We start from the raw sequence: 25,396 nt of genomic DNA on the forward strand, positions 1-25,396 counted from the left end.
GTGTCCGCGACTGCGGAAGGTCCAGGGGCCCCGGCCGGTGTCGTACGGCCGGGGCCCGCTCCGTCGGTCGTCAGTCGCCGACGGTCTTCGCCGCCTCGTCCCACCTCTTGTTCAGGCCGGCGAAGAAGTCCTCGATGTCGCCCTTCTCGACCCCGCGCGCGGTGTCGACCAGCTTCTGGCGGTAGTCCTGCTTGTTCAGGCCGATCTCCGCCGCCTCGTCGATGTCGTTGACCGCGGCCGTCTTGGCCTCCGACCGGTCGAAGAACGTGACATCGTTGTCAACGAACTCCTTGAGCGTGGCGGGCATAGGAGCGGACTTCAGGGCGGAGACGACGCCCTCCTTCTCCGCGAAGCCCGACTTCTCGGTGAACCAGTCGACCCAGGCACGCGCCGCGGGCTTGTTCTCGGAGTAGATGCTGACGGCCTGCTGGTAGTCCGAGACCAGGGCCCCGCAGAACTTCCCGTCGTTCTGGACCGGGAAGGGCATGAAGCCGATGTCCGCCGGATCCGTGCCACCCTCCTTCGCGGCCTGCTGCATCTGCGTGATCGCCCAGGAGCCCAGCATCATGGTGCCGATCTTCCCCTCGGCAAGCAGCGCCTTGGAGGACTCCCAGTTCGTGGTTGTCGGGTCCTTTTCCGACAGGCCCTGCTTGACTATGTCGTGAAGCAGGGTGTCGATGGTGTTCATCTCACTGCCGGCCTTCCAGGGGGAGACCGGGCCGGCCAGGGCGTTGCTGGCCTGGGCGTCACAGCCGACGCCGCCCAGGTTGCTGGTCCACTGGGTCAGCGGCCAGCCGTCCTTGAAGTTCGTGTAGTAGGGGGTGGCGCCCGTCTTGTCCTTGATGGCCTTCAGGCCCGCGAGGAACTCCTGCGGGGACTTGGGCCAGGTGGTGATCCCGGCCTTCTTCCACAGCGCCTTGTTGTAGACGAAGCCGTTGGCGGTGCCGAACTGGGCGACGCCGTAGACCTTGCCGTCCACCTCGGTCTTGTCGCTGAAGCGGTACTTCGACATCTCCTGGGTCGTGCCGAGAGGCGCGAAGAACTTCGGGTAGTCGTTCTTGGCCACCGCGCCGGGGATGAAGAGCACGTCGCCGTACACCTTGCCGTTCATGCGGATCCTCACCTCCCCCTCGTAGTCGGTGATGCCGTCGAAGGACACCTTGACCTTGGGGTAGATCTTGTTGAACTCCGCTGCGTACTTCTTCAGGGTGCCGTTCTTGACGAGGTCGGTCCGCTGCGTAAGGACCTCGATCTTGCCCGAGACCTCCTTCGCGTCGGACGGAGCGGTGGCCGCCTCGCCCGTGACGCCACTGCCTCCTCCGCTGCACGCCGACAGCGCGAGCATCGCAGCGGCCAGCACAGCGCCCGAGAGCGCAGTCGTCTTCTTGTGCCCCATGGCCCAACTCCTTCAAAGTCACGGCTCAGGTCATCGGTGGGATGACGGCACTATGTCAGCCAGTCGTGAACCGGTAAAGTGTTGATTTCCAGCGTGATGCCTAATCGTTACCCGAGCTGGCCGACTGTCGCGGAGCAATGACGCCCTGCGCTTGCCACATCACGCGCCATACAGCTTGTGCTTCACCGGTTCATGGACAGTTAAGTAAATGTGGGGCTAACTTGTCGGCCCGTACATGCATCCCGCCCAATGCCAGGCGATTGGAGCCGCACACCATGAAGGACGTCACCCAGCTGCACGAGGGGTGGAGCCTGCGCCACGAGGGCGCACTGCTCCCGGCGCAAGTGCCCGGCTGTGTCCACACCGACCTGCTCGCCGCCGGGGTGATACCGGACCCGTTCCTCGGGCAGAACGAGACGGACATCGCCTGGGTCGGGCGCCGGGCGTGGTCGTACACGAGGGAACTCGCCACCGGCAATGGCGGGCACGAGAGGAGTGAGCTGGTCTTCGAGGGCCTGGACACCGCCGCCGAGGTCCTGCTCGACGGCGTGCCCCTCGGCTCGACCCGAAACATGCACCGCGTCCACCGCTTCGACGTCACGGGACGGGCCGGAACGCTGGAGGTGCGTTTCGACTCGGCGTACGAGGAGGCCGAGCGGGTCCGGGCACTCACCGGCGACCGGCCGAACGTCTACCCCGAGCCCTTCCAGTACATCCGCAAGATGGCCTGCTCCTTCGGCTGGGACTGGGGACCCACTGTCGTGACCGCCGGCATGTGGCGGCCGGTGCGGATCGAACACTGGTCGACCGCCCGGCTCGCCGAGGTTCGCCCGCTGGTCACCGTGGACGGCGCCACCGGTCGCGTCGAACTGCGCATCCGGACCACCCGCACCGAAAGCAGTAGGGGCCGCCCGCTCACCCTGCGCGCCACGGTGGCCGGGGCGACCGCCGAGACCTCCTACGAGGGCACGGAGACGGTGCTCCGCCTCGACGTGCCCGAGCCGGAACTGTGGTGGCCACGGGGCTACGGTCCCCAGCCGCTTTACGGGCTCGATGTCGAGCTCCTGGACGAGGACGGCGCGCCGCTCGACTCCTGGTCGCGGCGGATCGGCTTTCGCACCGTCACCGTCGACCGCGCCGCCGATGCGCACGGCACCGGTTTCACCTTCGTCGTCAACGGGGTGCGGATCTTCGCCCGAGGCGTCAACTGGATCCCCGACGATGTCCTGCCCTCCCGGGTCACGCCCGAGCGCTACCGCACCCGGCTCACCCAGGCTGCCGAGGCCAATATCGACCTGGTACGGATCTGGGGCGGCGGGATCTACGAGGACGACGCCTTCTACGACGTCTGCGACGAGCTGGGCCTGATGGTGTGGCAGGACTTCCTCTTCGCCTGCGCCGCCTACCCCGAGGAGCAGCCGCTGCGCGGGGAGGTGGAGGCGGAGGCGCGCGACAACGTTGTCCGGCTGATGTCGCACGCCAGTCTCGTCCTGTGGAACGGCAACAACGAGAACCTGTGGGGCTTCCGCGACTGGGACTGGGAGGAGCCGCTGGCCGGCGACTCCTGGGGCGAGGGCTACTACCTCGGGATCCTCCCCCGGATCGTCGCCGAACTCGACCCCACCCGCCCCTACACCGCCGGCAGCCCCTGGTCCGGCTCCTGGGACCACCACCCCAACGACCCCCGGCACGGCACCCACCACTCGTGGGAGGTCTGGAACCGGCAGGACTACGCCGAATACCGGGCCGACGTCCCCCGCTTCTGCGCCGAGTTCGGCTGGCAGGCACCGCCCGCGATCAGCACCCTGCGGCGCGCCCTGCCCGGCGAGGACCTCGCCCCCGACTCCCCCGGCATGCTGCACCACCAGAAGGCCGAGGACGGCAACGGCAAGCTGAACCGCGGCATCGAGCACCACTTCGGCCTGCCTGACGGGGACTTCGACCGCTGGCACTACCTCGCCCAGGTCGTCCAGGCGCGCGCCGTCGCCGCCGGCATCGAACACTGGCGCTCCCACTGGCCGGTCTGCGCGGGCACAGTCGTGTGGCAGCTCAACGACTGCTGGCCGGTCAGCTCCTGGGCCGCCATCGACGGCGACGGCCACCTCAAGCCGCTCTACCACGAGCTGCGCCGCGTCTATGCCGACCGGCTCCTGAGCCTGGTGCCCACCGAGGAGGGTCCCGTACTCGCCCTCGACAACCAGTCCGGTACGACGTGGCGCACCACGGTCGTCCTGCGCCGCGTCGCCGCGGACGGCACCGTGCTGAAGGAGGTTTCGCTCGACCTGGAGGCCGCGGCCCGGACGGTGGTGCGGATGGTCGTCCCGGCGTCGCTGCTGCCCGAGGCCGACTCCGGAAAGGAGCTCCTGGTGGTAGACGCGGACGGCCTGCGGACGGTCCACCTGCCGGTCTTCGAGAAGGACTTCGCCTACCCGGTGCCCGTGTACGACGTCCATGTCGAGCCGACCGGGAACGGCGACTCGGTCGTGACGGTCGCCGCTCACACCCTCATGCGGGACCTCCTGCTCCAGGCGGACCGGCTGGCCCCGGCTGCGAGCGCCGACCACGGGCTGGTCACCCTGCTGCCGGGCGAGGAGGTCCGGATCAAGGTGCGCGGCTGGGCGGGCGACGACCCGGAGGCCGTGCGCGGGGCCCTGTTCAGCATCGGAGCGGTGTGAGCGCCCCAGCTTCTCGTGCCCCCGGCCGGCGTGTCACGATCAACGACGTCGCTGCGCTGGCCGGGGTGTCCAAAGGCGCGGTGTCCATCGCATTCAACAACCGTCCGGGAGTGTCCCCCGCGACTCGGGAGCGCATCTTCTCTGCGGCCCGGGAACTTGGCTGGAGCCCGAACCAGACCGCGCGCAACCTCTCTGGCCAGCGGGCGGGCATCGTCGGTCTGGCGATCTGCAGGCCGGCCCGGCTCCTCGGCCTGGAGCCCTTCTACATGGAGTTCATATCCGGCATCGAGGACGTCCTCGCCGAGCGCTCCTGCTCTCTCCTTCTCAGGCTCGTCCGCGACCTGGAAGAGGAGAGCACGCTCTACCGGGAATGGTGGCGCAGCCGGACGGTGGCAGGGGCGATCCTCGTCGACTTCCACCACGACGACCCGCGGGTACCGCCGCTGCGGGCCCTCGGCATGCCGGTGGTGGCCGTGGGGCACCCGTCGTTGACCGGCGGGTTCCCGTCGGTCTGGACCGACGACGCTTCCGCAGCCGCCGAGGCGGTGCGGTACCTGGCTGCGCTCGGGCACCGACGCATCGCCCGCGTCGGCGGTCCCGCCGGCCTCGGCCACAGCGGCATCCGCGCCGCGGCGTTCGAGGCGACCATGGCCGAGCTGGGCCTGGGCGGAGGGCGGCAGGTGGCGACCGGCTTCGTGGGAGAGGAAGGGGCCCGGGCCACCCGCAGTCTCCTCATGTCCCAGGACCGGCCGACGGCGATCGTGTACGACAACGACATCATGGCCGTCGCCGGGGCGGCGGTCGCCTCGGAGATGGGGCTGTCGGTCCCTGACGACGTCTCCCTCCTGGCCTGGGACGACTCGCAGTTGTGCCGGCTGACGCACCCGCCCCTGTCCGCGATGAGCCATGACGTACACCACTTCGGGGAAGAGGTCGCCCGGACCCTTTTCGGGATCGTCGAAGGCACCCACAAGGGCGCCCGCCAGGTCCCCACCCCGTCCCTGACTCCGAGAGGGTCGACGGGCCCGCCGCCGCGTGTTTAGAGAACCAGGCACGATGTTGGGGGGCTGCCCGTGCGGGCAGCCCCCCAACATCGTGCCTGGTTCTCGGGAGGCGTGGAAACGGAGGAGGAGCGGGTTCCGGGGCAGGGACGTGCCGGCGGAACCCGCTCCTCTCGCACCCGGTGCGGCGGGTGCGGTACGAAGGTCAGCCCTTGGCGCAGGGAACGCCGTCGAGGCTGAAGGAGCCGGGCACGGCGCCGGCGCCCGCCACGTTGATACCGAAGCTCACAGCCCCACCGACCGGTACGGACTCGGTCCAGGACTCGCTGGTGGCGCGGACCTGCCGCCCGGTCTGGTCGACGGAGGCGTTCCAGGCGGAGTTCACCGTGGTGCCGGCCGGGAGGGAGAAGTCGAGCTTCCAGCCCTTGAGGGCCTGCTCACCGGTGTTGCGGACGGTGATGTCGGCATTGAAGCCGGTGCCCCAGTCGTCGAGGCGGTAGGTGATCGAGCAACCGCGCCGGTAGACGCCGGCCTCCTGGGAGGTCTGGCGGATGCCGTCGGGACCGTTGAAGAGGCGCTCGCCCCAGGCGCTCAGCCGGTCGGCGTCGAAGCCGGTGGCGAGGTCGAGGTACTCGACGCCGCCGCCGTTGCCGCTCCAGGACCAGCCGAGGTAGCCGAGGTCCAGCCGGCGGGCGGTGGCCATGATGGCGTCCTCGTCGGGGTTGCCGTCCGAATGGTCGTAGCCGAACTCGCCGACCACGATCGGCAGTCCGCGGTCGACGAAGCTGCCGAGGTACTCCTCGACCTCGGCGGCGGTGTCGTACACGCCGTACATGTGGATGGAGAAGACGGTGTTGCGGTCGGGGTCGGAGGCGAAGACGGCAGGGGCGTTCTCGCGCATGGTGCCCGACCAGTCCTGGCCCCAGTTGGGCGCGTCGACCATCAAGGTGTGGTCGAAACCGGCCGCACGCAGCCGGCCGATGGCGGCCTTGGTGTCCTGTGTCCAGGCGCTGTAGCCGGCGTTGCCGTGGGGCTCATTGCCGAGGTTGACGATGACGTACTTCTCCTGCCCCTTGAGGACACTCGCCACCTCCAGCCAGTAGTCGACGGCTTCGGAAAGGGAGGCGGCATCGCTCTGCTCGCCGTAGCCGGTGGTGTCGTGGGCCTCCAGGACACATACCAGCCGATCGACCTTGCACTGGGAGACGACGGTCGCGACGTCGGCGGCGTCGTTCTTCGTCCAGCGGGTGCCGGTGGAGAGGACCACTCGGACCGAGTTGGCGCCGAGCGCCTTGATGTCGCTGAGGGACTGCCCGGTACGGTCCGCGTACCAGGTGTGTGCGTGGTTGACACCGCGAAGGACGAAGTCCTTGCCGGTTGCGTCGACAAGCCGCCCGTCCACGACGCGGAAGCCGTCGGAGCGCTCGGCGGCCTGGGCGGTGACGGGGACCGAGGTGATCGTAGCGGCGAGGGCGAGCAGTGTCGCTGCCGAGAAGACCCTTGTCCTGTTCATGTGGTGCTCCCAACTCGGTGCCGCTCCCCAAACAGACGTTGGCGCGGCGGTGCCTGACATGGAGTGAGATCACGGCTGACCGACGCCGATGACGCCGGGCGGGCCCACAAGTGGTGGGCGGACCGCCGCCGGGCCCCACTGCCCGGATATTGCTGCGGCTCGTTCCGGACAGTGGGGATTAACCGCAGTCACGATGCAGGACGTCGCCTTCTTCCATCAGCGATTCCCCCTGCCGTTTCCTAGCGGCCGAGTTGAGGCTAGGGGCCGTGATGGCTGATAACAATAGCCCGAACATAACCGGTTAAGTTTAGTGGTGGTTTTGTTGACCACCTTCTCCATTCACCCGAGGCGTTCGGCAGTGCCCGTCGTGGCACGAAAGGCCATGCCGGCGCCCTCCAGTCCGGCCTCGGCGCCCGCCGGCACGTACACGGCCTGCCCGGGACCGATGTCGACGTTCTCCTTCGTGGAGGAAAGGCTCATGGTCCCGGCGGTGCACAGGACGATCTGCGGGGCATCCAGCGTCACGCACCGCCGCGGGTCACCGGCCCGGAGGAGGTACCGCGACAGCCGGAAGTCGTCCACCGGCGCCGGGTACACTTCCTCACCCTCTCCCTCCTCCCGAGGGGACAGGACGCGAGTGGGCGGCGCGCCGAAGCGCACAGTCCGGCTCAGCTCTTCGGCGTCGACGTGCTTGGAGGTCAGCCCGCACCGCAGGACGTTGTCGGAGCTCGCCATGATCTCCACCCCGAGCCCGGAGAGGTACGCGTGGGGGACTCCCGCTCCGAGGAACAGAGCCTCACCGGGGCTCAGCTCGACATAGCGGAGCATGAGGGCGGACAGAAGTCCGGCGTCGCCCGGATACGCCCGAGCGATGCGATCGTAGGCGACGATGTGAGCCCCGGCCGTACCTGCCGCCGCGACGGCCAGCGCTTGGGCGACGGAAACGAGCAGGTCCGCCGGCGGGCGGAAGAAGGCGCGGAACACCTGCGCGAGTGCCTGCGGCTCGGGAACAGTGCGCAGGGTCTCGATGTAGGGCCGCAACCCGGGCACCCTCAGGGAGTCGAGCAGAGCAGCGCAGTCCTCAGGGCTCCGGAAGCCGCAAAGGCCTCGGAACGGGGTGAGAGCCACGATCATCTCGGGTTTGTGCTGGTCGTCGCGGTAGTTGCGGTGCACCGCATCCAGGGGCACGCCCAGCGCGTTCTCCCGGGCGAATCCGGCCTGGGCTTGGGCGAGATCCGGGTGCACCTGCACGGAGAGCGGCGCGTCAGCGGCCAGGAGCTTGACCAGGAAGGGGAGGCGGGGCCCGAAGCGGCGCAGGGTGACCGCGCCGAGTTCGCCCTCCGGATCCTCAGCGACAATCCGGTCCAGCCGTGCCAGGGCCTCGCCCCTGAACAACCGGGAGGGCGCAGCTGGATGGGCGCCCATCCACAGCTCGGCCTGAGGCGCTCCGGTGGGCGGTAAGCCCATGAGTTCCGGCAGCAGAGTGCGGGAGCCCCAGTCGTAGGGCTGGAGGGTGTTGTGGAGAAGGTCCATGGTCTTTTCTCTAACGTGCGTACGGGAGATGAGGGACAGGGACGCCACAGCGTCCCGAAGGGCGCTCTGTGCCAGCGCACGCAGGCATGAAGAGACGACCCCGCCCACAACCGGTGAAGGCCGGACGTCAGACGGCCGACCGCCCCTTCGCGCCCACTCCGACACGGGGCAGTCCGGAAGAGGAGGCGCCGGCGGCGGCCGCGCCGATCAGTCCGGCGTCGAGAGCCAGCCCGGCAGGCACGACCGGAACGTCACGGGTGAAGTCAAGGACGGCGTAAGACTTCAGGTGGTGCCGCAGCGGCGCGAACAGCACCTCGCCCGCTTGGGAGACCCCGCCTCCAATGACGACCAGGTCGAGTTCGACGAGCGCGGCCGTCGCCGCAATGGCGGCGGCCAGAGCGCGGCCGGCCCGGTCGAACGCGGCGAGCGCCCTCGGGTCACCGGCGCGGGCCGCTACCTCGACCTCACGGGCGGTGACGGGAAGGCCGGCCGGAGACGTCCAGCCCGATTCCAGCGCATGGGCTGCGATCGCCGTCCCACTGGCATAGAGCTCAACACACCCCAGGGCACCGCAGGGACACTCGGGGCCGTTCTGATCGACAGTGATGTGTCCGATGTGGCCGGCGTTTCCGGTCGTCCCCACATGCACGGAACCTCCCAGGATCAGGCCGCCACCGACGCCGGTCGACACGACCATGCACAGAGCGTTCGCCACGTCCTTCGCCGCACCGATCCAGTGTTCTGCCGCCGCCATGGCGACCGCGTCGCCGACGAGCACCGGTTCCATGCCCGTCGGGACGGCAGGATGGATCCGCACCCGCTCCACCAGGGGGAAGGAACGCCAGGCCGGGATGTTGACCGGGCTCACCGTGCCCGCGAACGTGTCCACGGGCCCGGCGCTCCCGATCCCCAGACAGAACAGCGAAGCCCACTCCGGATGGGTGGCCAGCTCATCCACGACCGAGTTGACCGCAGCCATCATCGCCTCGGCGGATCCGCGCGCGGGCGTCGCCCGCTGCGCCCGCGCCACCACGCATCCCTCGGCATCGACCAGCGCCCCGGCGATCTTCGTACCACCGATGTCCAGCGCTCCGTACACCATCCGCCCAACCTCTCCAGAACCTTCCGAACCGTGCGAGGCACCACTCTGCCGAGAAGTTGACAACGTTGTCTAGAGCGAAACGGATCCGGTTAAGTCACACGCCCGGAGCGAGACGTGAAGCGACCTCTGGCCTGATCCGATCCCCCGGGCCACACACCATTGATGTCGGCTGCACCCATCCAGGAGAGCAGAGATCGAACGGGGGCGCCTCCCCCGGCAGCTGACCACCGCATTTCGGACCAACACCGTCGGGCCGGGCAACTCCTATCCGGGCCCACATCACCTTTCCGGCTTCGAAGTGGTGACAGCCCGCCACCTCCGCCAGGGCGTGAACGATTTCAAGTCCGCGCCCTCGTTCGACATCGACGCATGATCCGAGTGACGTCGCAGGCACCGGGGGCGAGGGGGACGCGTCCCGCACGGCAACGTATACGCGTTCGCCGCGCATCGACAGGCGCAGATCCTTCGGCCCTGCGTCGGTGTGCTGGTCGGCATTGGCCACCAACTCGGAGACGATCAGAGCGATGTCGTCGACCACCTCCGGAGACAATCTCCACTTCCTCAGGGCGGCTGCGGCGTGTCGACGCGCCAGGCGAGCAACTTGCGGCCGCCGCGCAAGCACCAAGCCGCTCCTCCCCGCCCCGCGGCGAACACACGGGGCACCCCAGGTCGGCGCAAGTTGCAGGATCATGTCCATGATGGCCTCGGCTCGGAGGTGGGGCGACGGCGGCCTTCCGGCCGTCATTCGCATTGAATTCGGCTCCCGCCAGGCGACGGACGGCCGCCACCCCTCCATGTGAACATCTGAGGACAACGTTATCTACAATCTCAGTTAATCGGTTCAGCCGCCGGGGCTCCCAAGGCAGCGGCAACCTTCCATAGAGGCGCACCACCTTCGAGTCCCCCTCGCCCGTCTCGCGAGCAGAGACTGTGCGAGATACACAGAAGCAGTCGATCACCGAGGCCGAAAGGTGGATCAGCCGGACAGCAACGCGTGTGGAGCGCCTCGACCCTCTGCACTCACCGACTGCCCCACATCCCCGACCACGAGCCGACGATCTCGGGCCCTTTCTCGGACACTGGAGCCCGTACAGCCCCTGACACACCAAGGACCGGACACTTCATCTAGCGTCACGGAACGTCACTACCGAGAAGGGATGGGGCAGTGGCGGCCTATAGCTCAGCAGCCAGCGCCTCGGCCACCTCAGCGCGCCTAAGCACAGACAGCGGAGAACTCTAAACGGTGGCGCCAATCACGCATGACGGCCCATCAGAACTCGCGCCATCCGTGCGTCAAACGTGCGTCACGTGCGTCAGATATGCGTCAAGATACCGCACCTAACGCACGTAATGCCCATAGTGCACACTAGGAGAAAAGCCAGGTCAGCGGCCCTTTTCAGCAGGCTCAAGGATCGCGACGCACTCTACGTGCTGGGTCATCGGAACCACGTCAACAGAAAACATGTTGAAGAAAGCTGCAGGTCAGAGACTTGCATGACGCGAATCGAATCAAGATCAATGTGCGTTACGGGCGCTACATGCGACTCTCGACGCACGCCGCAGCATCCGCAGGGGCCTCCCAGTCCGGCCGCCAAGTCTGCCGGCAAGCTGAGATCCCGTCGAAGCCGTCTCGCCGGACACGGTAGGCAACACCCCCGTCGACAGCAGGAACGCAAAGGACGGGCGCTTGCCGGTTGCCGCAGGTATCCATTCCGGCTCACACTCCGGTCGTCGGCAGGAAAGGGCTGGGCTCCCCTACCCAAGACACGTACAGACCGTCGCGGGCGCGGGTGCAGGCGACGAACAGCAGGCAGCGTTCCGCCAGCAGGTCGGCCTCGTGCTGGAGACGGTCGACGTGCACGGGCGTCACCGCCTTGGGAAACGGCACGGCGCCGTCATGGACACCGATCACCGCGACGCACCGGTACTCCAGGCCCTTGAAGGAGTGCATGGTGCCGACGCTCACCGCGTCGGCCGGCGCCGACAGGTCCGCCCGCAGGCGCTGAGCGGGGATGCCGGCCGCGGACAGGCGCTCCGCCACCTGGTCGCAGGTCTGGTTGAAGCGGGCGCTCACGCCGATGTCACCGGGGGCGATGCCGTCCTCCAGCCAACCGCGGACGCGCGCGACGAGCGCTGTCAACTCCGCCTCCGGGGAACCGGCCGCGTGGGTCTCGGGGCCGCTCCCGTGCAAGGCCGAACGGTAGCCGAGCAGGGTTTCGTGGCGGACGTCGTCCTCAAGCTCCGCGAAGGGGCGTCCGACGAGGAGTGCGGTGGACCAGCTCAGGATCTCGTGTGTGGAGCGGTAGTTCTTGCGCATCTTCGCCGACCGCCCCGCGACTTTGATCCCGACCGCCTTCAGGGAGACCTTGCTGTCGTAGATCCGCTGGTGCGGGTCGCCCGCGATGAACAGGTCGTCCGGGCGCACCGGGGCGGTCGCGCGCAGGAGGCGCCACTGGGCGGGGTGCAGGTCCTGGGCCTCGTCGACGACGACGTGCCGGTAGCGTGGTCCGGTCCGCTCCAGCAGGTCCCCGGCCTCCGTGCAGGTGCCGAGGTAGGTCCGCAGCCCGTCGGAGGCCAGCCGGGCGGTGAACTCCTCGACGGCGCTCCACACGGGCGGCCGGGCCGCGGCGGGCAGCGCGCTGCCCCGCCCTTTGCGCTCGGCGGCTTCGTACTGCTCGTACGTGCGCAGGTTCTGGGCGAGTACGACGTGTCTGTACTCCTGGGCGAGGAACTGCGGGCTCCCGGCGAAACCCGCGGCCCGGCCGGCATGCTGCCAGCGGGCCGGCTCCTCGTCGGCGCGCAGGGGCCGGCGCGACGTGGACAGCACCCGCCCGGCGAACGCGTCGACGGTCATGATGTCCACCCGGTCCCGGAGCGTCACGTCGTCGACGAGCTCGGCGAGGCCCACACGCAGGGCGGCCACCAGTGCGTTGGTGTAGGTGGTGAGCAGGATGCGGTCGCCGTCACGCAGGTGGCCGAGCAGGTGGCGTACGCGGTGCAGGGCGACGACCGTCTTGCCCGTGCCGGGACCTCCGGTGACCTGGGCCGGGCCGGAGTAGGAGGCCCGGTAGGCCACCTTGTGCTGGGACGGGTGCAGGAAGACCCTCCAGGCGGCGAAGGGCTTGTCGAGGATCTCGCGGAGCTCCTCGGACCCGGTGACCAGCGCGATGCGGGTGCGGGTGTGCCGGATCGCGGTCTCGTAGTCGGCCGGGTTCACGGGCTCAGTGCTGTCGGCGGCCGCCAGGTTGACGGCGACCACCTCGCGCCACACGTCCTCCACGGTGAAGCCGGCGGCCAGGTACTCCAGTACCTCCCGCTGGTCCTGGGGGAAGAACGGCGCGAAGGCCTCCAGCTGCTCCGCACTGGTCAGGACCCGGGCCTGCCGCAGGGTCGTCCCGTCGATGCCGAGTGCCGCGAGGTCTCCGTCCGAGAACCGGGCGAAGAGCCGCTGCTCGGCGGCGGGGGCGAACAGCTCGTAGGCGGGGGTGAGCTCCTCCAGGACGGCGATGTCGCGGATCTCGACGGCCCGGGTGACCGTGTTGATGCTCGCCTTCTGTTTGACGGCCCAGGCGTTGGCCTCGTCGTGCGGCAGCACGCGCAGCAGGACGTACGTGTCCCCGCTGTCGGGTGCCAGCACGACCCCTCGGGTGCCGCGGTCGATCCGGATCGTCCGGATGTGCGGGTCCCGGGCACCTTTGAGCGACTCCAGCTTCAGGCCAGGATCCTTGAACAGCTGGTCCAGGGTGAGCCTTTCGAACTTCTCCCAGGCATCGAAGACCCCCTTGCGGACCGTGCCCTGGAGTTTGGGGAGCTGGGCGCAGAAGGCGATGTCGAAGGCGAGGCGGGGCATGAGCGGGTCTCCTCATCGGGTGCGGGAGAGGCAGTCGGCGGGCATCCCTGTCGCCGCCCCCTCCCGGCTGTCGTCAGTCGCCTTCGCCACTCGGCGCAGGTTCTTCGAGACCGCCGAGAACTCGCCAGGCAAGCTCTGCGAGAGTCTCGCCGGTGGAGGTCAGCCATCGAGCGGTGCCCTGGTTCGCCACGGGCCGCTGATCCCACTCGGCCAGCTTCCACATGTGTGTGATCAGTCCGGACGGCGAGTACCGCTTGCCGTCGGCCGCCCACAGGACCGGCCGGGACCGGTGCTTGACCCAGGTGGCACGCGAGCGCCGCTCGTCCTCGGCCAGCCAGCCCGCAAGGGCCTCGGCCTCCGTGGGGTAGGCGGTGGTCAGGGTGAGGGGGTCGCCTTCTTCCAGCGCGCCCTGGTCGATGAGAACGTGTACGGCGTTCGGCCGGCGGGGTTTGCGCTGTGTGGGAATGCGGCGGTACTTGTCCCGCTCGGCCGGGTCCGGTGCCGCTGCGCCGCCGTCGAGTACCCGGTCGGCGATCTCGCGGCAGCGGACGACGTCCGCGCACACCGCGCGGATCTGTGACCGGTCGCCATAGAGTTCGTCGATCGTCGCCGCGACCGTGGGGAGCAGTTCCTTGATCAGGTCGGGAACCCGTGCCACGGCGGCAGTGGACCATTCGAGCCTGGGATCCGGCTCGTCGATCGCCTCGGTGTCCAGGCTCCGGAACACAAGGTGCGTGAGCAGGTAGGGACCGTGCTCGACGAGTGCGGCGCCGCGGCCTTCATAGCGCGGGCGCAGGGTGTGGAGCGCTCGGCGGACGGCGCGCAGGATCTGCACCCCGTTCCACAGGAGGTACACCCCGGGCTGCGGCCGGAAGAGCACGTCGTAGATGCCCTGGCTGCCGCGCTCCCAGAGCACGTCCAGCGTGGTGGCCATCCGGGCGGCGTACTGGCTGTTCGGGTGGGCGCAGGCGAGGGCGCAGGCGGCCTCGACGACCGAACACCCGGTGTCCTCGGGCGGGTCCAGTTCACCCCGGCGGACGCTGTAGTCGAGCCCGAGTTCGGCGCGCATCTCTTCCAGGATGGCAGCCTGTACCGGGTCGAGCGCGATGAAGTCGCGTGGCTCCACCCGGTTCTGCCTGTTGGTCGCCTGGGTGGTCCGCTTGGCGAAATCGACCGACTTGCCGGTGACGATGATCCGGACGGGCACCTGAGCGGAGGCTGCGCCGTCATCGGCGGCGACGGCATCGGCCACGGACCTGACGGTCTGGGCACCGTTCACGACGCTGGCGTTGTGCAGCTTGAGCGCGAGCGGGTAGGTGTGGGGTGTACGCATCGACTGGTACGTCTTCTCGACCGACTCGCACAGCACGGTGATGCCGTTGTTGAAGTAGAGGAAGTGCGCGGGTTCCTGGGTGAGGGTCTCTATGAGTTCGTTGTTGATCGATGTCCTGCCCAGCGGGTTGCGGATGTTGAGGTTGAAGAGGTGGGAGCCGTGCTCGGCCCACTCCGCGACGATCTCCGCCGCGACGACGCCCTGATACGACTCGTAGGGTGCGTTGACCCCGAACCACGGGAAGAGGACGGCGTCGAGCTCCACGGGCTTGGGAGCCAGGTCCTTCCGCACCGAGGCCCACACGTCGGGAGCGAGGATGATCTCGTGGTCGAGGAGGTCACCGAATCGGTTGAACTCCTTCTCGCCGTTGATCAGCGCCTGCCGGAAGCCCTCGATCACCTCGTCCGTGCGCATGAGGACGACGACCTGGGTGACGGGCACAGGCCCTCGCGACATGACGGCCTTGGCCTGTTCGGCCAGGCGACGGCCGCGCGGGTTGAACGGCGCGAAGTCCTCGTCGTCGATGAGCCTCAGCCCTGCCAGCAGTTCGAGAACGGCCTCGCGCTCGCTCTTGGCCTTGCCGTACTGGCTCCACTTCGCCTGAACGAGGTAGACGTGCGGGTCGGGGCCGTCCACCACCGCAATCGCGTCGATTCCCTGGTCTGCGATTCCGTCTATGACGGTGTCCGCCGCCTCCTGCGGGCTGAAGCCGGTGACCATCCGTACGGCCTGGGCCGTCAGCGCCCTCGACAACAGTCGGGGCTCGCGCTCCTGGGGCGACTTGTCTTCCAGATCGCTGACGTGCAGGAGGCCGCCGTCCACGTACACGGTCCGAAGCGCCTGCTCCACCTGACGCACTTGAAGGGCCACGCTGTCGCCGCCGTCTCCAGCCTTCTTCCCGCTCATGATCTCTCTTTCTCCGGTGACCGGGCCCACCCGGCGACACGGCCTCGGACGTTGTCTGACGTACCAGGGGGGTGGGCTCAGGTCGCCTGGCCGTCGAGGTCCAGCCGTATGAGGGCCAGCGCCTCGCCGATCTCCGCGGTCAGCTCGTCCGCGGGCCCGTAGACGACGTTCAGGTCGCCGTGCAGCGGTTCGAGGACGATCAGGGCATCAGCCGCGCGGCCCTGGGCGAGCAGCAGCATGCCGATGTCACGGCGCAGTTCGAGGGCTTCCTCGCTGGCATCGCTGTCCACGGACCGGACGACGGCCAGCACTGATTCCAGTGCCGTGAGCGCCTCCGTCACCTGACCGAGTTCGGCGCGGCAGCGGGCGGCCTGGGCACGGCAGGCGCGGGCCCTCGCGCTCGTGGGTCCCGCGATGCGCCCGTACGCGTCGGCGAGCGCGTTGAACTCGGGCAGGGCGGCACGGTAGTCCCCGCCCAGGAGTCGGATGGCCGCTCGCTGGGTGCGCAGGTCGAGCACCTGCCGGTTGTCGGTGCCGAGGGCGCGGGCGGCCGGTTCGATGACCTCGCTCAGCACCTCCGCGGCCTGCGCGAACCGCTCCTCTTCCAGGAGGGCGTCGGAGTGCGCGTACGCCTCCTTGATGTCCGCCCTGAGTCCGTCCGGTACTGGCACGGGCACGGGCGCGGGGGCGGGCTCCCCGGGAAGCGCCTGGGCGGCCACCGGCCGGGGGCGGGAGCGGGGCGCGTACGGGTGGCGGAACAGCCCGGTCGGGTCCGGCGCTCCGGCCGGGCCGCTCTCGCCGGGCGCCGGTTCCTGGCCGGCCTGCGGGAGGAAGGGCCGCAGCCGCTCGTACACCTCCTGGACGTCGGCGGGCCTCGCCTCCGGGGCCTTGCGGAGCAGGTGCACGACGAGGTCTTCCAGCGCGGCCGGGACCTCGGGGCGCAGCTGCCGGAGCGGGGTGGGGGCGGCGCTGACGTGCTGGTACATGAGCGCGAACTCACTGTCCGCCTGGAACAGGGCGCGCCCGGCGAGCAGTTCGTGCAGGACGCAGCCGAGCGCGTACAGGTCGGTTCGCGGGGTGACACGTCCGCCGCGGACCTGCTCGGGCGCCATGTACTGGGACGTCCCGATCGGGCTCCCGGTCGCGGTCAGCTTGGTCGCGTCGGTGCGCAGGATGGCCGCGATACCGAAGTCCAGGACCTTCACGGTCCCGTCGCGGGCGACGAGGACGTTGCCCGGCTTGAGGTCCCGGTGGATCACCGGGACCTCGTGGGCGTGGGAGAGCACGGTGGCCACCTGCGCGGCCACGGCCACGGCCCAGCTCACCGGCAGCGGCCGGGCCGGGTCCACGTAGGCGGACAGCGGGACGCCCTCGACCAGCTCCATGACGAGGAAGAGCCGCTCGTGGGTGTCGTCGAGGACGGCGTCGTAGACCTGCGGCACGCCGGGGTGCTGGATACGGGCCGTGATCCGGGCCTCGCGCCGGAACCGCTTGGCCAGCTCGTCCGCCATCTGCGGCGAGGTGACGGCCTGGGGGCGGATGAGCTTCACGGCGACGGGCCGGTCGAGTACGGCGTCGTAGCCGCGCCAGACGTCGCCCATGCCGCCGTGGCTGAGCTCCTCCAGGAGTTCGTAACGTCCGGCGATCACCTGCTGCGGCACCGTGCCCCCGCCCCGTCGTGTTGCTGTCGCCGACGTGCGTACCGAGGTGGTGTCGGCCGGCCCGACATGTCGGGACCAGTGTGGTGGGGGTGGCGATCTTCCGTCCAGGGAAGGGCGGGAAGGTCTGTCACATATGGCCGAGAACCGCCCGTGCGTCGTGACTCCGCCGGTCACACTCGGCCCACACGATCTTGCCGGGCGCCCCGCAGGGGCGCGGGCCCCAGCCCCAGCGGTCGGCGAGAGCGGCGACGAGGAGCAGGCCGCGCCCCTCGGTACGGTCCGGGCCGGGCAGGTGCGGTGCGGGCTCCGGTGTCCGGTCGCCGCGCGTGTCGGTCACCTCGATCCGCGCGGGAGCGAGGGGCTGCACGGGCACGGTCAGCCGTACGTGGAAATCCCGGCCCGGGACGCGGCCGTGCTGGACGGCGTTCGCGCTGAGCCCGGCCACGAGCAGGGCGATCACGTCGTGCGGCTCGGTGCCGTACGGGATCCCCCAGGCGTGCAGCCGCTCCGCGCACAGCCGGCGGGCGAGGCGGGCGCCGCGGGGCGTGGAGGTGAACCGCATCTCGAAGTGGTGGGTGGGCATCGCGGGTTGGGTGGGGGTGCCGGTACTGGCGGGGTTGCTCGTCATGGCTCCACGGTGGGCCGTGGTGGCGTAGCGTGACCATGGGTGACGCGCCGTCGCGTTCCGCTTGTACGCGGGTGGGCGGTGCGGTGTACGTGCGCGGAAGGGTGGCGGCGGTGCGGGACGATGACGCGGGGGCCGGACCGGAGTCGGCGGAGCCGCTCGGGGCGGCGGAGCCGGTGGGGCAGCGGCCGGAGGACGAGCCGGGGCAGGGCGTGGTCACGGCGTTCGGGCAACAGCTGAAGCTGTTCCGCACCCGGGCCGGACTGGAACGGGCGGAGTTCGGGAAGCTGGTGGGGTACGCGGCGCAGTCCATCGCCTCGTTCGAGCAGGGACGGCGCATCCCGCCGCCGAGGCTCATCGACCAGTCGGACGAGGTGCTGGACGCGGGCGGTGTGTTGAAAGCGCTGAAAGGGGAGGTGGCGCGGGCGCAGTATCCGGCGTTCTTCCGGGACATGGCGCGCCTGGAGGCGGAGGCGGTGGAACTGTGTGCCTACGACACTCTGGTCGTCAAGGGCCTGCTACAGACTGAGGAGTACACACGGGCCGTGCTGGGCATGCGACGCCCGCTGCTCGATGAGGAGACCATCGAGACACGCGTGGCGGCCCGGCTGGCCCGCCACGAGATCTTTAACCGATGGCCGGCTCCCTTGCTGAGCTTCGTGATGGAGGAGTCGGTTCTACGCCGACCCCTGGGTGGCAAGGCGGTCCTGCGCGGGCAACTGGAACACCTGCTGCTCATCGGCCAGAAGCGCAATGTGGAGATCCAGGTCATGCCACTCGACCGCGAGGACAACGCCGGTGTGGATGGCCCCTTCACCGTGATCACCCGCAAGGGCGGGCAGCAACTGATGTACATGGAAGTCCAGGGACGAAGCAGCCTGTTGACTGACCGGGAGGAGGCACGGCTAGCCTCCGCCCGCTATGGGATCATTCGGAGCCAGGCTCTCAGTCCGCGAGAGACCACGAGATTCATCGAGAAGTTGCTGGGGGAGCTATGAGCACCGCAGAGACCTCGCCTGCGCAGCCGGCACTCGCCTGGTTCAAGAGCAGCTACAGCGGCGCCGAAGGTGGCGACTGCATCGAGGTGGCCCCGACGCCCGACGTTGTGCACGTCCGGGACTCCAAGCGACTTGGCGGGCCTGTGCTGACGGTCGGACCCGAGGCGTGGGCCGGGTTCGTGGAGCTGGCAGCCGGCCCCACGGGCTGAGGCGACGCGGGGTCTGCGTACACCGGTGAGGTGTACGCAGACCCCGGCGCGCCAGCGGGCTACGCCGCGTCGTCCACGCCCTCTTCGCGGCGGATCATCCGCCACGCGGCGCGGCGGGCGCTGCGGTCGAGGCTGGACTTGAAGTTCCGGTCGGCGCCGAAGTACTGGCGGCCGAGACCGGCGATGGAGTCGACGTGGTCGGCCATCTTGTCCGCGAAGACCTTGTCGAAGACCTTGCCGAAGTTGTCCTCGTCGTTGACGACGGCCGCAGCCCGGACCTTGGCGTCTGCCTTGGCCTCCTCGAAGGGCCGGATGACGTCCTGCTCGGTGAACTCCGTACCGAACTTGGCGTTGAACTTCTCGATCAGCTCGGACAGAAGCGACGTCTCGGCCTCCTTGGCGCCGCCCGGCCCCTCGCCGAAGCCCGGCATCGTCGCGGGCCCTTCCGGGCTGAGGGAGACGTCATGCTCTCCGGTCTTCTCCACACGCAGGTGGCTGAGGTCCACATCGCCGATGTCCACGCCGCCGTCCGTGCGCCCGCGCAGGCGGGTGAGGAGGTAGCGCCCGTAGAGGTGGAGGCGCTCCAGGTCGGGGTCGTGGTAGGGCACGATCTGGGCGAGGAAGCCGTACTTGCGTACGTAGTCGATGAGGTCGGCGCGGAAGTCCTCGGCCGCCTTGACCTCGTCCTCGTCCTCGTCGTTGTCGCGCAGGGCCTCGTAGCGGGTGACGGCCGGGGACAGCCGTCGGTAGAACTCGGCGTGCAGCTTCTCCCACTTGGCCTGCGTGCCGGCGGCCTTCTCCTTCGCCTCGAAGTAGGCGGCGGCGAACTCGTCCATCTCCGCTTCGGAGATGATCGGCGCGGACATGACCCGGCTCTGGGCGGTGTAGAGCAGGTTGGGGTCCGAGGGGAGGGTGTTCGCCTCCTCGAAGTACGGGCGGAACGCCTCCTTGATGTCCTCGGCCTCGTTGGTGAAGTCCAGGACGGCGAGGTCGGCCTGTGCCTTGCGCTCGGCGGTGCGGTTCAGACGGGAGAGGGTCTGGACGGCCGCGATGCCGGTCAGCGTCTTGTTGACGTACATGGTCGTCAACAGGGGCTGGTCGAAGCCGGTCTGGTACTTCTCGGCGACGACCAGGATCCGGTACTCCTGCTGCCCCTTCGCTCCGACCTTGACCGCCTTGTCGTCGGCGCGCGTGTAACCGAAGGCCTTGGGCAGGGCGGTCTCGGAGAGGCCGCCGTTCTCCTTCGGCTCGGTGGTCTCCTCGCCGTCGATGGTGAGGGAGCCGGAGAAGGCGACCAGGACGCCCAGTTCCGGGTACCTGGTGTGGTAGTCGCGGTCCTTGATGTAGCTCTTGATGGCGCGGGCCATCTGGACGGCGGAATGCCGGGAGGCGGTCACGACCATGGACTTGGCGCGCCCGCCGAGCCGGCCCCGGGTGTGGGCGACGAAGTGCTCGACGATCACCTGCGCGTGCTGGGAGACGGTCGAGTCGTGGGTGAGTACGTACCGGGCGAGGAGCGAGTTCGCCTTGGCGGGGTCGACCTCGCGCTCGTCGTGGTTCTGGTTCACCAGCTTCCAGTACGTGTTGTACGTGACGTAGTTGCGCAGCGGGTCGAGGATGAACCCTTCCTCGATGGCCTGGCGCATGGAGTACGTGTGGAAGGGACGGTAGGCGGCCTTGCCGTTCACCTGGTCCGGGGTGCCGAAGAGTTCGAGGGTCTTGGACTTGGGGGTGGCAGTGAAGGCGAAGTAGGAGAGGTTGGCAGCCCGTGAGCGTTCGAGCGCCTTCTTCTTCAGCTTGTCGGTGACGGTGACGGTGGTCGCGCCGGCCTCGTCGGAGTCGGAGTCGAGGCCGAGTTCACGGAGGGCGGCCCGGACGGAGGTCGCGGCGTCGCCGGACTGGGAGGAGTGGGCCTCGTCGATGACGATCGCGAAGGTGGTCCCCTTGATCTCGGTCGGGTTGCGCTTGAGGTAGTCCAGCAGCGCGGGGAACGAGTGCAGGGTGACGGTGACGATCTTGCCGGTGTCACGGGAGAGCGCGCGGGCGAGCTGCTCGCTCTTGGCACCGTGCTTCTCGTCGATCTTGACGACCAGGCCGTCGGTCTGGGAGAAGCTGCCGACGGTCTCGCGGAGCTGGGCGTCCAGGTTCCGGCGGTCGGTGATGACGATGACCTTGTCGAAGACGGGCGCCCCGGGCTTGATGAAGCCTGCGGACAGGGCCTCGGTGTTCAGCGTGCGGGGGTCGTTGTCCGCGTGCAGGTCGGAGAGGCGGTGGACGAGCCAACCGATGGTGTTGGACTTGCCGGACCCGGCCGAGGCCATGATCAGGTAGTTCTGACCGGCACCGTGGGTGGCGGCGTGGGCGGTCAGCTTCTTGACGACGTCCCACTGGTGGTAGCGCGGGAAGATCGTGGTGCGGGTGGTTCCGCCGCCGGGAGTCTTGGACTTCTGCTGGTGGGCGAAACGCTGGAGGAGGTCGAGCCAGTTGTCCCGCTCCCAGACCTGCTCCCAGAGGTAGGAGGTCGAGTACTGGCCGAAGGCGGTGGGGGCCGGGTTGCCGGCGCCGCCGGGGCGGCCGGGGCCCTCGGAGCCGGTGTTGAAGGGGAGGAAGCGGGTGTTCTTGCCCTTGAGTACGGTCGCGACGAAGACTAGGTCCGGGTCTATGGCGAAGTTCGCGATGACCCGACGGGTGAAAATCAGCTCGGTGGGGTCACGGTCGGTGCGGTACTGATGCATGGCGCGCTCGACGCCCTGGCCGGTGAGCGGGTTCTTCAGCTCGGCGGTGGCGACGGGAATGCCGTTGAGGAACAGGGTCAGGTCGAGCTTGTGGTTCCAGTCGAGCTGCTTGGTGGCGTAGATCAGCTCGCGGACGACGGTGAGGCGGTTGGCGCGGTAGCCCTTGAGGACGGAATCGTCTGCGATCAGGTTTGGCTTGAAGTAGGCGACACGTAGGAGTACACCCCGATCCTTTACGCCGTTGCGGAGGACGTGGAGGAGTCCGTCGTTGGCGATGGCCTGGTCAAGGCGGCGGGCGAATCCGCGCTCGGCCTCCTTGGGGTCACCGTAGACGGTGCAGAGCTCGTGCCACTCCTCGTCCTGGGTCTCCTCCAGGAACTTGAAGAGTTCCCGGGTATCCAGGCCGACGTCAGGCTGGTAGCAGGCGGGGCTGACCTCACGCCAGGGGTGAGTGCCGTCGCTCGCCGGGCGAGTGAGGGCGGCGACTATGGCCTCGCCGAAGGCGGACTCACTGTGGACGGGGCCGTGGTTCATGCGGTGATTCCCTCCGTGACGTTGCGTCCGCTGGCGGTGGAGACGTCGAACTGGCCGGTTACGGCAGCGGTGATGAGGGCTTGGCGGCGCTCGGCGAAAAGGGCGAGTTGGCGCCGCAACAGGCCCTGAAGCCCCTTGTCGCGCTCGGCTGCGGCGTCAAGTTCCGCAACCAGTGCCGCCTGAGTTGCCTTGTCCGGGAAGGGGAACCGCTGCGGCCGCAACTGCTCGCGCGTGAGGTGGGTCATCGTGCTGGTATTGCCCTGTACCTGGAACACTCGCACGCGCTCAGCCACCACGAGGCAGTAATAGAGCCACCTCGGCAGCTCGCCGGTTCGCGGCCGAATTCGGTGCAGCGCCTTCTGGTAATACATCTCCGTCGCACCGTGGGTCCAGATCGCAGCTCGCCCTGGCCAGCTTCCCCCCTCGTTCACCAGCAGATCCCCCTCTCTGAGCCGGTACCGGCTTTGCTCATTGGGCGGAAAGTTCATCATGGCCAACTCGCCGATATCGATGTGGTCCCACTGCACATTCGCCACGCGCAGATACGGGCGCAGATGGTCTCCAGTGGAACGTTCCTCGTTGAGCATCTTGCCGAGTTCCACGTCAAAGAAGTGAGAGACCGCAGCTACCCGCCAGCTCTCGGGGACGCTGCCCAACCAATTCAGCCCGCTGTCCTTCCGTGCACCTGCGACTGAGCCCCCGCGCACCGCGTTGTAGACCCTGCAGACCGCAGCCTCCGTAAGCAGGGCGAGTTGTTGTGCCCGCAGCTCTCGGAGCTTGTCGATGCGGGCGGTCTCGGAATCGAGGAAGTCGGCGATGCGACGCTGCTCCGCCAGCGACGGAAGGGGAACACGCAGAGCCCGAAAGTCGTCACGTGACAGATACTGCTGAATCGCGCCAGTCGCCAGCGCCTGCAACCTATCCCGCATCGCATGCATGAGGTAGAGGAGGAAGCGTGACTCAACCTCGGGGCCAGGCGTGAGGCCGATGAATGTCTGATTTGAAACCAACGGCTCACGCACAATCGCCGTTGCACCCATCGAACAGCTACAGCTGCAAAGGACCGTGCCCGGACTGAGCACACGGAGATTCATGTCCGCCACTTGCTCAGCGGTCACCCCCTGACCCGACTTGGAGACTCGGATCTCCTGACCATCGAAATCTTCGATACGCACCCACGGGATTGGCCCGTTCAACGGATCAGGCTTGTCACGCTGAGGTACATGCGTTTCAACGAGAAACCCCAGACGGGCAACGCGCCAGCCGACCGGAAGAGAGGAGAGGTTCACTCCGCTACCTCCCCCAGCAGCGCCTGAATCTCCGCCTCCAGAGCCTTCAGCTCCGCGTCGATCTCCGCCAGCGGCCTCGGCGGTTCGTACACGTAGAAGTGCCGTGTGAACGGGATCTCGTAGCCGATCTTCGTCTTCGTGTGGTCGATCCACGCGTCCGGGACGTGCGGGTGGACCTCTCGCTTCAGGTAGTCCTCGACGTCCTCGCCCAGCGGGACGTTCTCGTAGTCGCGCAGCTCCGTGTCCGGTTCCGGCTCGCCCTTGACCTTCTGCACCTCGCCCTCGGGGTCGCGGACGCCGACCGCGTCCCGCAGCGCCTTCGCGAAGGGTGCGCCCGCCGGCCACAGCAGGCCGGCGGCAACCACCGCATCTTTCAGGGCCACCAGCGCGTCGGACTTCTTCGACCACGACGAGCCCAGCAGGGTACGGACGGCGGCCTCGAACGGCTCCGCGTCCGCCAGCTTCTGGACCGGCTTCGCCGTCGCCAGGGCCCTGAGCGTCTCCTCGGTGACCTCAAAGCGGAGCTTCAACGGCCGCTCGACGGTGATGCGCTGGTAGCCGAAGGCCGCGTTGTCGAAGACCTTGACCTTGACATGGAGCTCGTGGTTAGGGTCCGCCGCGGCCTCGATGGCCTCCGCGTACAGCCGCGTCACGTCCTTGATGTGCTGCTTGCCCAGTTCCTTGCGCTTGTCGCCGAGCGACTTGCGCATCTTCTGGAACTGGTCGCGCGCGTCCAGGAGGACGACCTTGCCCTTGTGGTCCGGGGCCTTGCGGTTGGTGAGGATCCAGAAGTACGTGGAGATGCCCGTGTTGTAGAAGAGCTGGTCCGGGAGGGCGACGATTGCCTCCAGCCAGTCGTTCTCCAGGATCCAGCGGCGGATCTCGGACTCGCCCGAGCCGGCCGCGCCGGAGAAGAGCGGGGAGCCGTTGAAGACGATGGCGAGGCGTGAGCCGCCACCGCCCTTGGCGTCCACCGGCTTCATCATCGAGATCATGTGCTGGAGGAAGAGGAGCGAGCCGTCGTTGATGCGCGGCAGGCCCGCGGCGAAGCGGCCGGCCTCGCCCATGTGCTTGTGCTCGTACTCGACCTCATCCTTGACCTTCTTCCACTCCACGCCGAACGGCGGGTTGGCCAGGAGGTAGTCGAACCTCTCGCGGCGGTGAGCGGGATCGCTGAAGGAGTTGCCGAACGCGATGTGCTCCGGGTCCTGGCCCTTGATCATCAAGTCGGACCGGCAGATGGCCCAGGACTCGGGGTTGAGCTCCTGGCCGTACACCTCCACCGTGGCGTCCGGGTTCTGCTTCTTGATGTACTCCTCGGCCGCCGACAGCATGCCGCCGGTGCCGCACGCCGGGTCCATGACCGTGCGGACCACCCCAGGGAGGCTGAGGGCGTCGCCATCAGGGGCGATCAGCAAGCTGACCATCAGCTTGATGACCTCGCGGGGGGTGAAGTGCTCACCCGCCGTCTCGTTGGACTGCTCCGCGAAGCGGCGGATCAGCTCCTCGAAGATGTAGCCCATGTTGTGGTTGGGCACACGCTCGGGGTGGAGGTCCAGGTCCGTGAACTTGCCGATGACCTTGTAGAGGAGGTCGGCGCCGTCGAGCCGCTTGATCTGTTGGGCGAACTCGTACTTGTCGAGGACCTCGCGGGCGTTGTCCGAGAAGGCGGCGACGTAGATCTGGAGGTTCTTCGCGGCGTTCTTCGGGTCGCCCGCGATCTTCTTCAGGGTCAGGTCACTCTTGTTGTAGAACGAGTGGCCCGAGGCCTTGCGCAGCCAGTAATCCGGGTCGATGTCCTCCTGGTCCTTGTACTGGGCCGCGGTCTCCGTGACCTTCTCCCGAGTCGGCTCCAGAACACACTCCAGCCGGCGCAGCACCGTGAACGGCAGGATGACCTTGCCGTAGTCGGACTGCTTGTAGTCGCCGCGCAGGAGATCGGCGACGGACCAGGCGTGGTTCGCCAGTTCCGTGTGCTTACTGCTGTTCAAGGGATTCCCCGGTTTCCTTCCGGACCGTCCCGCAAGGCAAGCGGG

General features: G+C 68.5%; 15 protein-coding genes. 4 read left to right on the top strand and 11 right to left on the bottom strand.

Annotated features, from left to right (window positions below; translation table 11 throughout):
• Positions 1-70 precede the first annotated feature (70 nt).
• Positions 71-1,396, bottom strand: coding sequence for an ABC transporter substrate-binding protein (locus N5875_RS09495; RefSeq protein ID WP_338492992.1), 1,326 nt, complete (start codon positions 1,394-1,396; stop codon positions 71-73).
• Positions 1,397-1,671: 275 nt separating this feature from the next.
• Between N5875_RS09495 and N5875_RS09500 the strand changes: the two genes are divergently transcribed.
• Together N5875_RS09500 and N5875_RS09505 are read left to right on the top strand one after the other, a co-directional pair.
• The gene (locus N5875_RS09500; protein WP_338492994.1) at positions 1,672-4,071 is read left to right on the top strand and encodes a glycoside hydrolase family 2 protein; all 2,400 of its coding nucleotides are present in this window, start codon (positions 1,672-1,674) and stop codon (positions 4,069-4,071) included.
• On the top strand, positions 4,068-5,114 hold the full coding sequence (locus tag N5875_RS09505; protein WP_338492997.1) for a LacI family DNA-binding transcriptional regulator: 1,047 nt from the start codon (positions 4,068-4,070) through the stop codon (positions 5,112-5,114). The genes N5875_RS09500 and N5875_RS09505 overlap by 4 nt, the downstream gene beginning before the upstream one ends.
• A gap of 163 nt (positions 5,115-5,277) precedes the next feature.
• On the opposite strand, the gene N5875_RS09510 is transcribed toward N5875_RS09505, so the two are convergent.
• The 7 genes from N5875_RS09510 to N5875_RS09540 all read right to left on the bottom strand — a co-directional run bounded on the left by N5875_RS09510 (position 5,278) and on the right by N5875_RS09540 (position 17,598).
• The gene (locus tag N5875_RS09510; protein WP_338493000.1) at positions 5,278-6,585 is read right to left on the bottom strand and encodes a cellulase family glycosylhydrolase; all 1,308 of its coding nucleotides are present in this window, start codon (positions 6,583-6,585) and stop codon (positions 5,278-5,280) included.
• Positions 6,586-6,924: 339 nt separating this feature from the next.
• On the bottom strand, positions 6,925-8,118 hold the full coding sequence (manA, locus tag N5875_RS09515) for a mannose-6-phosphate isomerase, class I (RefSeq protein WP_338493002.1): 1,194 nt from the start codon (positions 8,116-8,118) through the stop codon (positions 6,925-6,927).
• A 127-nt stretch (positions 8,119-8,245) separates the two neighbouring features.
• Positions 8,246-9,220: an ROK family protein gene (locus N5875_RS09520; RefSeq protein ID WP_338493005.1), complete on the bottom strand. Its 975-nt coding sequence runs from the start codon at positions 9,218-9,220 to the stop codon at positions 8,246-8,248.
• A gap of 1,717 nt (positions 9,221-10,937) precedes the next feature.
• Positions 10,938-13,070 (bottom strand): UvrD-helicase domain-containing protein, encoded by a 2,133-nt coding sequence (locus tag N5875_RS09525; RefSeq protein ID WP_338493007.1) that lies wholly within the window; start codon positions 13,068-13,070, stop codon positions 10,938-10,940.
• Positions 13,071-13,143: 73 nt separating this feature from the next.
• A complete protein-coding gene (locus N5875_RS09530; RefSeq protein WP_318207445.1) occupies positions 13,144-15,309 on the bottom strand; it encodes an AIPR family protein in 2,166 nt (721 codons plus the stop codon).
• 77 nt (positions 15,310-15,386) lie between these two features.
• The gene (locus tag N5875_RS09535) at positions 15,387-16,970 is read right to left on the bottom strand and encodes a serine/threonine-protein kinase (protein ID WP_318207446.1); all 1,584 of its coding nucleotides are present in this window, start codon (positions 16,968-16,970) and stop codon (positions 15,387-15,389) included.
• 127 nt (positions 16,971-17,097) lie between these two features.
• Positions 17,098-17,598, bottom strand: a complete 501-nt coding sequence (locus tag N5875_RS09540) for an ATP-binding protein (RefSeq protein WP_338493012.1) — start codon at positions 17,596-17,598, stop codon at positions 17,098-17,100.
• 110 nt (positions 17,599-17,708) lie between these two features.
• Here N5875_RS09540 and N5875_RS09545 point away from each other — a divergent pair, with 110 nt between their 5' ends.
• The gene (locus N5875_RS09545) at positions 17,709-18,593 is read left to right on the top strand and encodes a helix-turn-helix transcriptional regulator (protein ID WP_338499127.1); all 885 of its coding nucleotides are present in this window, start codon (positions 17,709-17,711) and stop codon (positions 18,591-18,593) included.
• Positions 18,590-18,802 (top strand): DUF397 domain-containing protein, encoded by a 213-nt coding sequence (locus tag N5875_RS09550; RefSeq protein ID WP_318207447.1) that lies wholly within the window; start codon positions 18,590-18,592, stop codon positions 18,800-18,802. The genes N5875_RS09545 and N5875_RS09550 overlap by 4 nt, the downstream gene beginning before the upstream one ends.
• Positions 18,803-18,861: 59 nt before the next feature.
• Here the strand turns inward: N5875_RS09550 and N5875_RS09555 are convergent, their stop codons facing one another.
• Genes N5875_RS09555 through N5875_RS09565 form a run of 3 tightly spaced genes read right to left on the bottom strand, consistent with a single transcriptional unit; the run spans position 18,862 to position 25,351 of the window.
• Positions 18,862-22,071, bottom strand: a complete 3,210-nt coding sequence (locus tag N5875_RS09555; RefSeq protein WP_318207448.1) for a type I restriction endonuclease — start codon at positions 22,069-22,071, stop codon at positions 18,862-18,864.
• Positions 22,068-23,360: a restriction endonuclease subunit S gene (locus tag N5875_RS09560; RefSeq protein WP_318207449.1), complete on the bottom strand. Its 1,293-nt coding sequence runs from the start codon at positions 23,358-23,360 to the stop codon at positions 22,068-22,070. The genes N5875_RS09555 and N5875_RS09560 overlap by 4 nt, the downstream gene beginning before the upstream one ends.
• On the bottom strand, positions 23,357-25,351 hold the full coding sequence (locus N5875_RS09565; protein WP_318207450.1) for a class I SAM-dependent DNA methyltransferase: 1,995 nt from the start codon (positions 25,349-25,351) through the stop codon (positions 23,357-23,359). Before N5875_RS09565 ends, N5875_RS09560 begins: the two co-directional genes overlap by 4 nt.
• Between the last annotated feature and the right edge of the window lie 45 nt (positions 25,352-25,396).

Source organism: Streptomyces sp. SJL17-4 (assembly GCF_036826855.1).
Classification (GTDB): Bacteria; Actinomycetota; Actinomycetes; order Streptomycetales; family Streptomycetaceae; genus Streptomyces.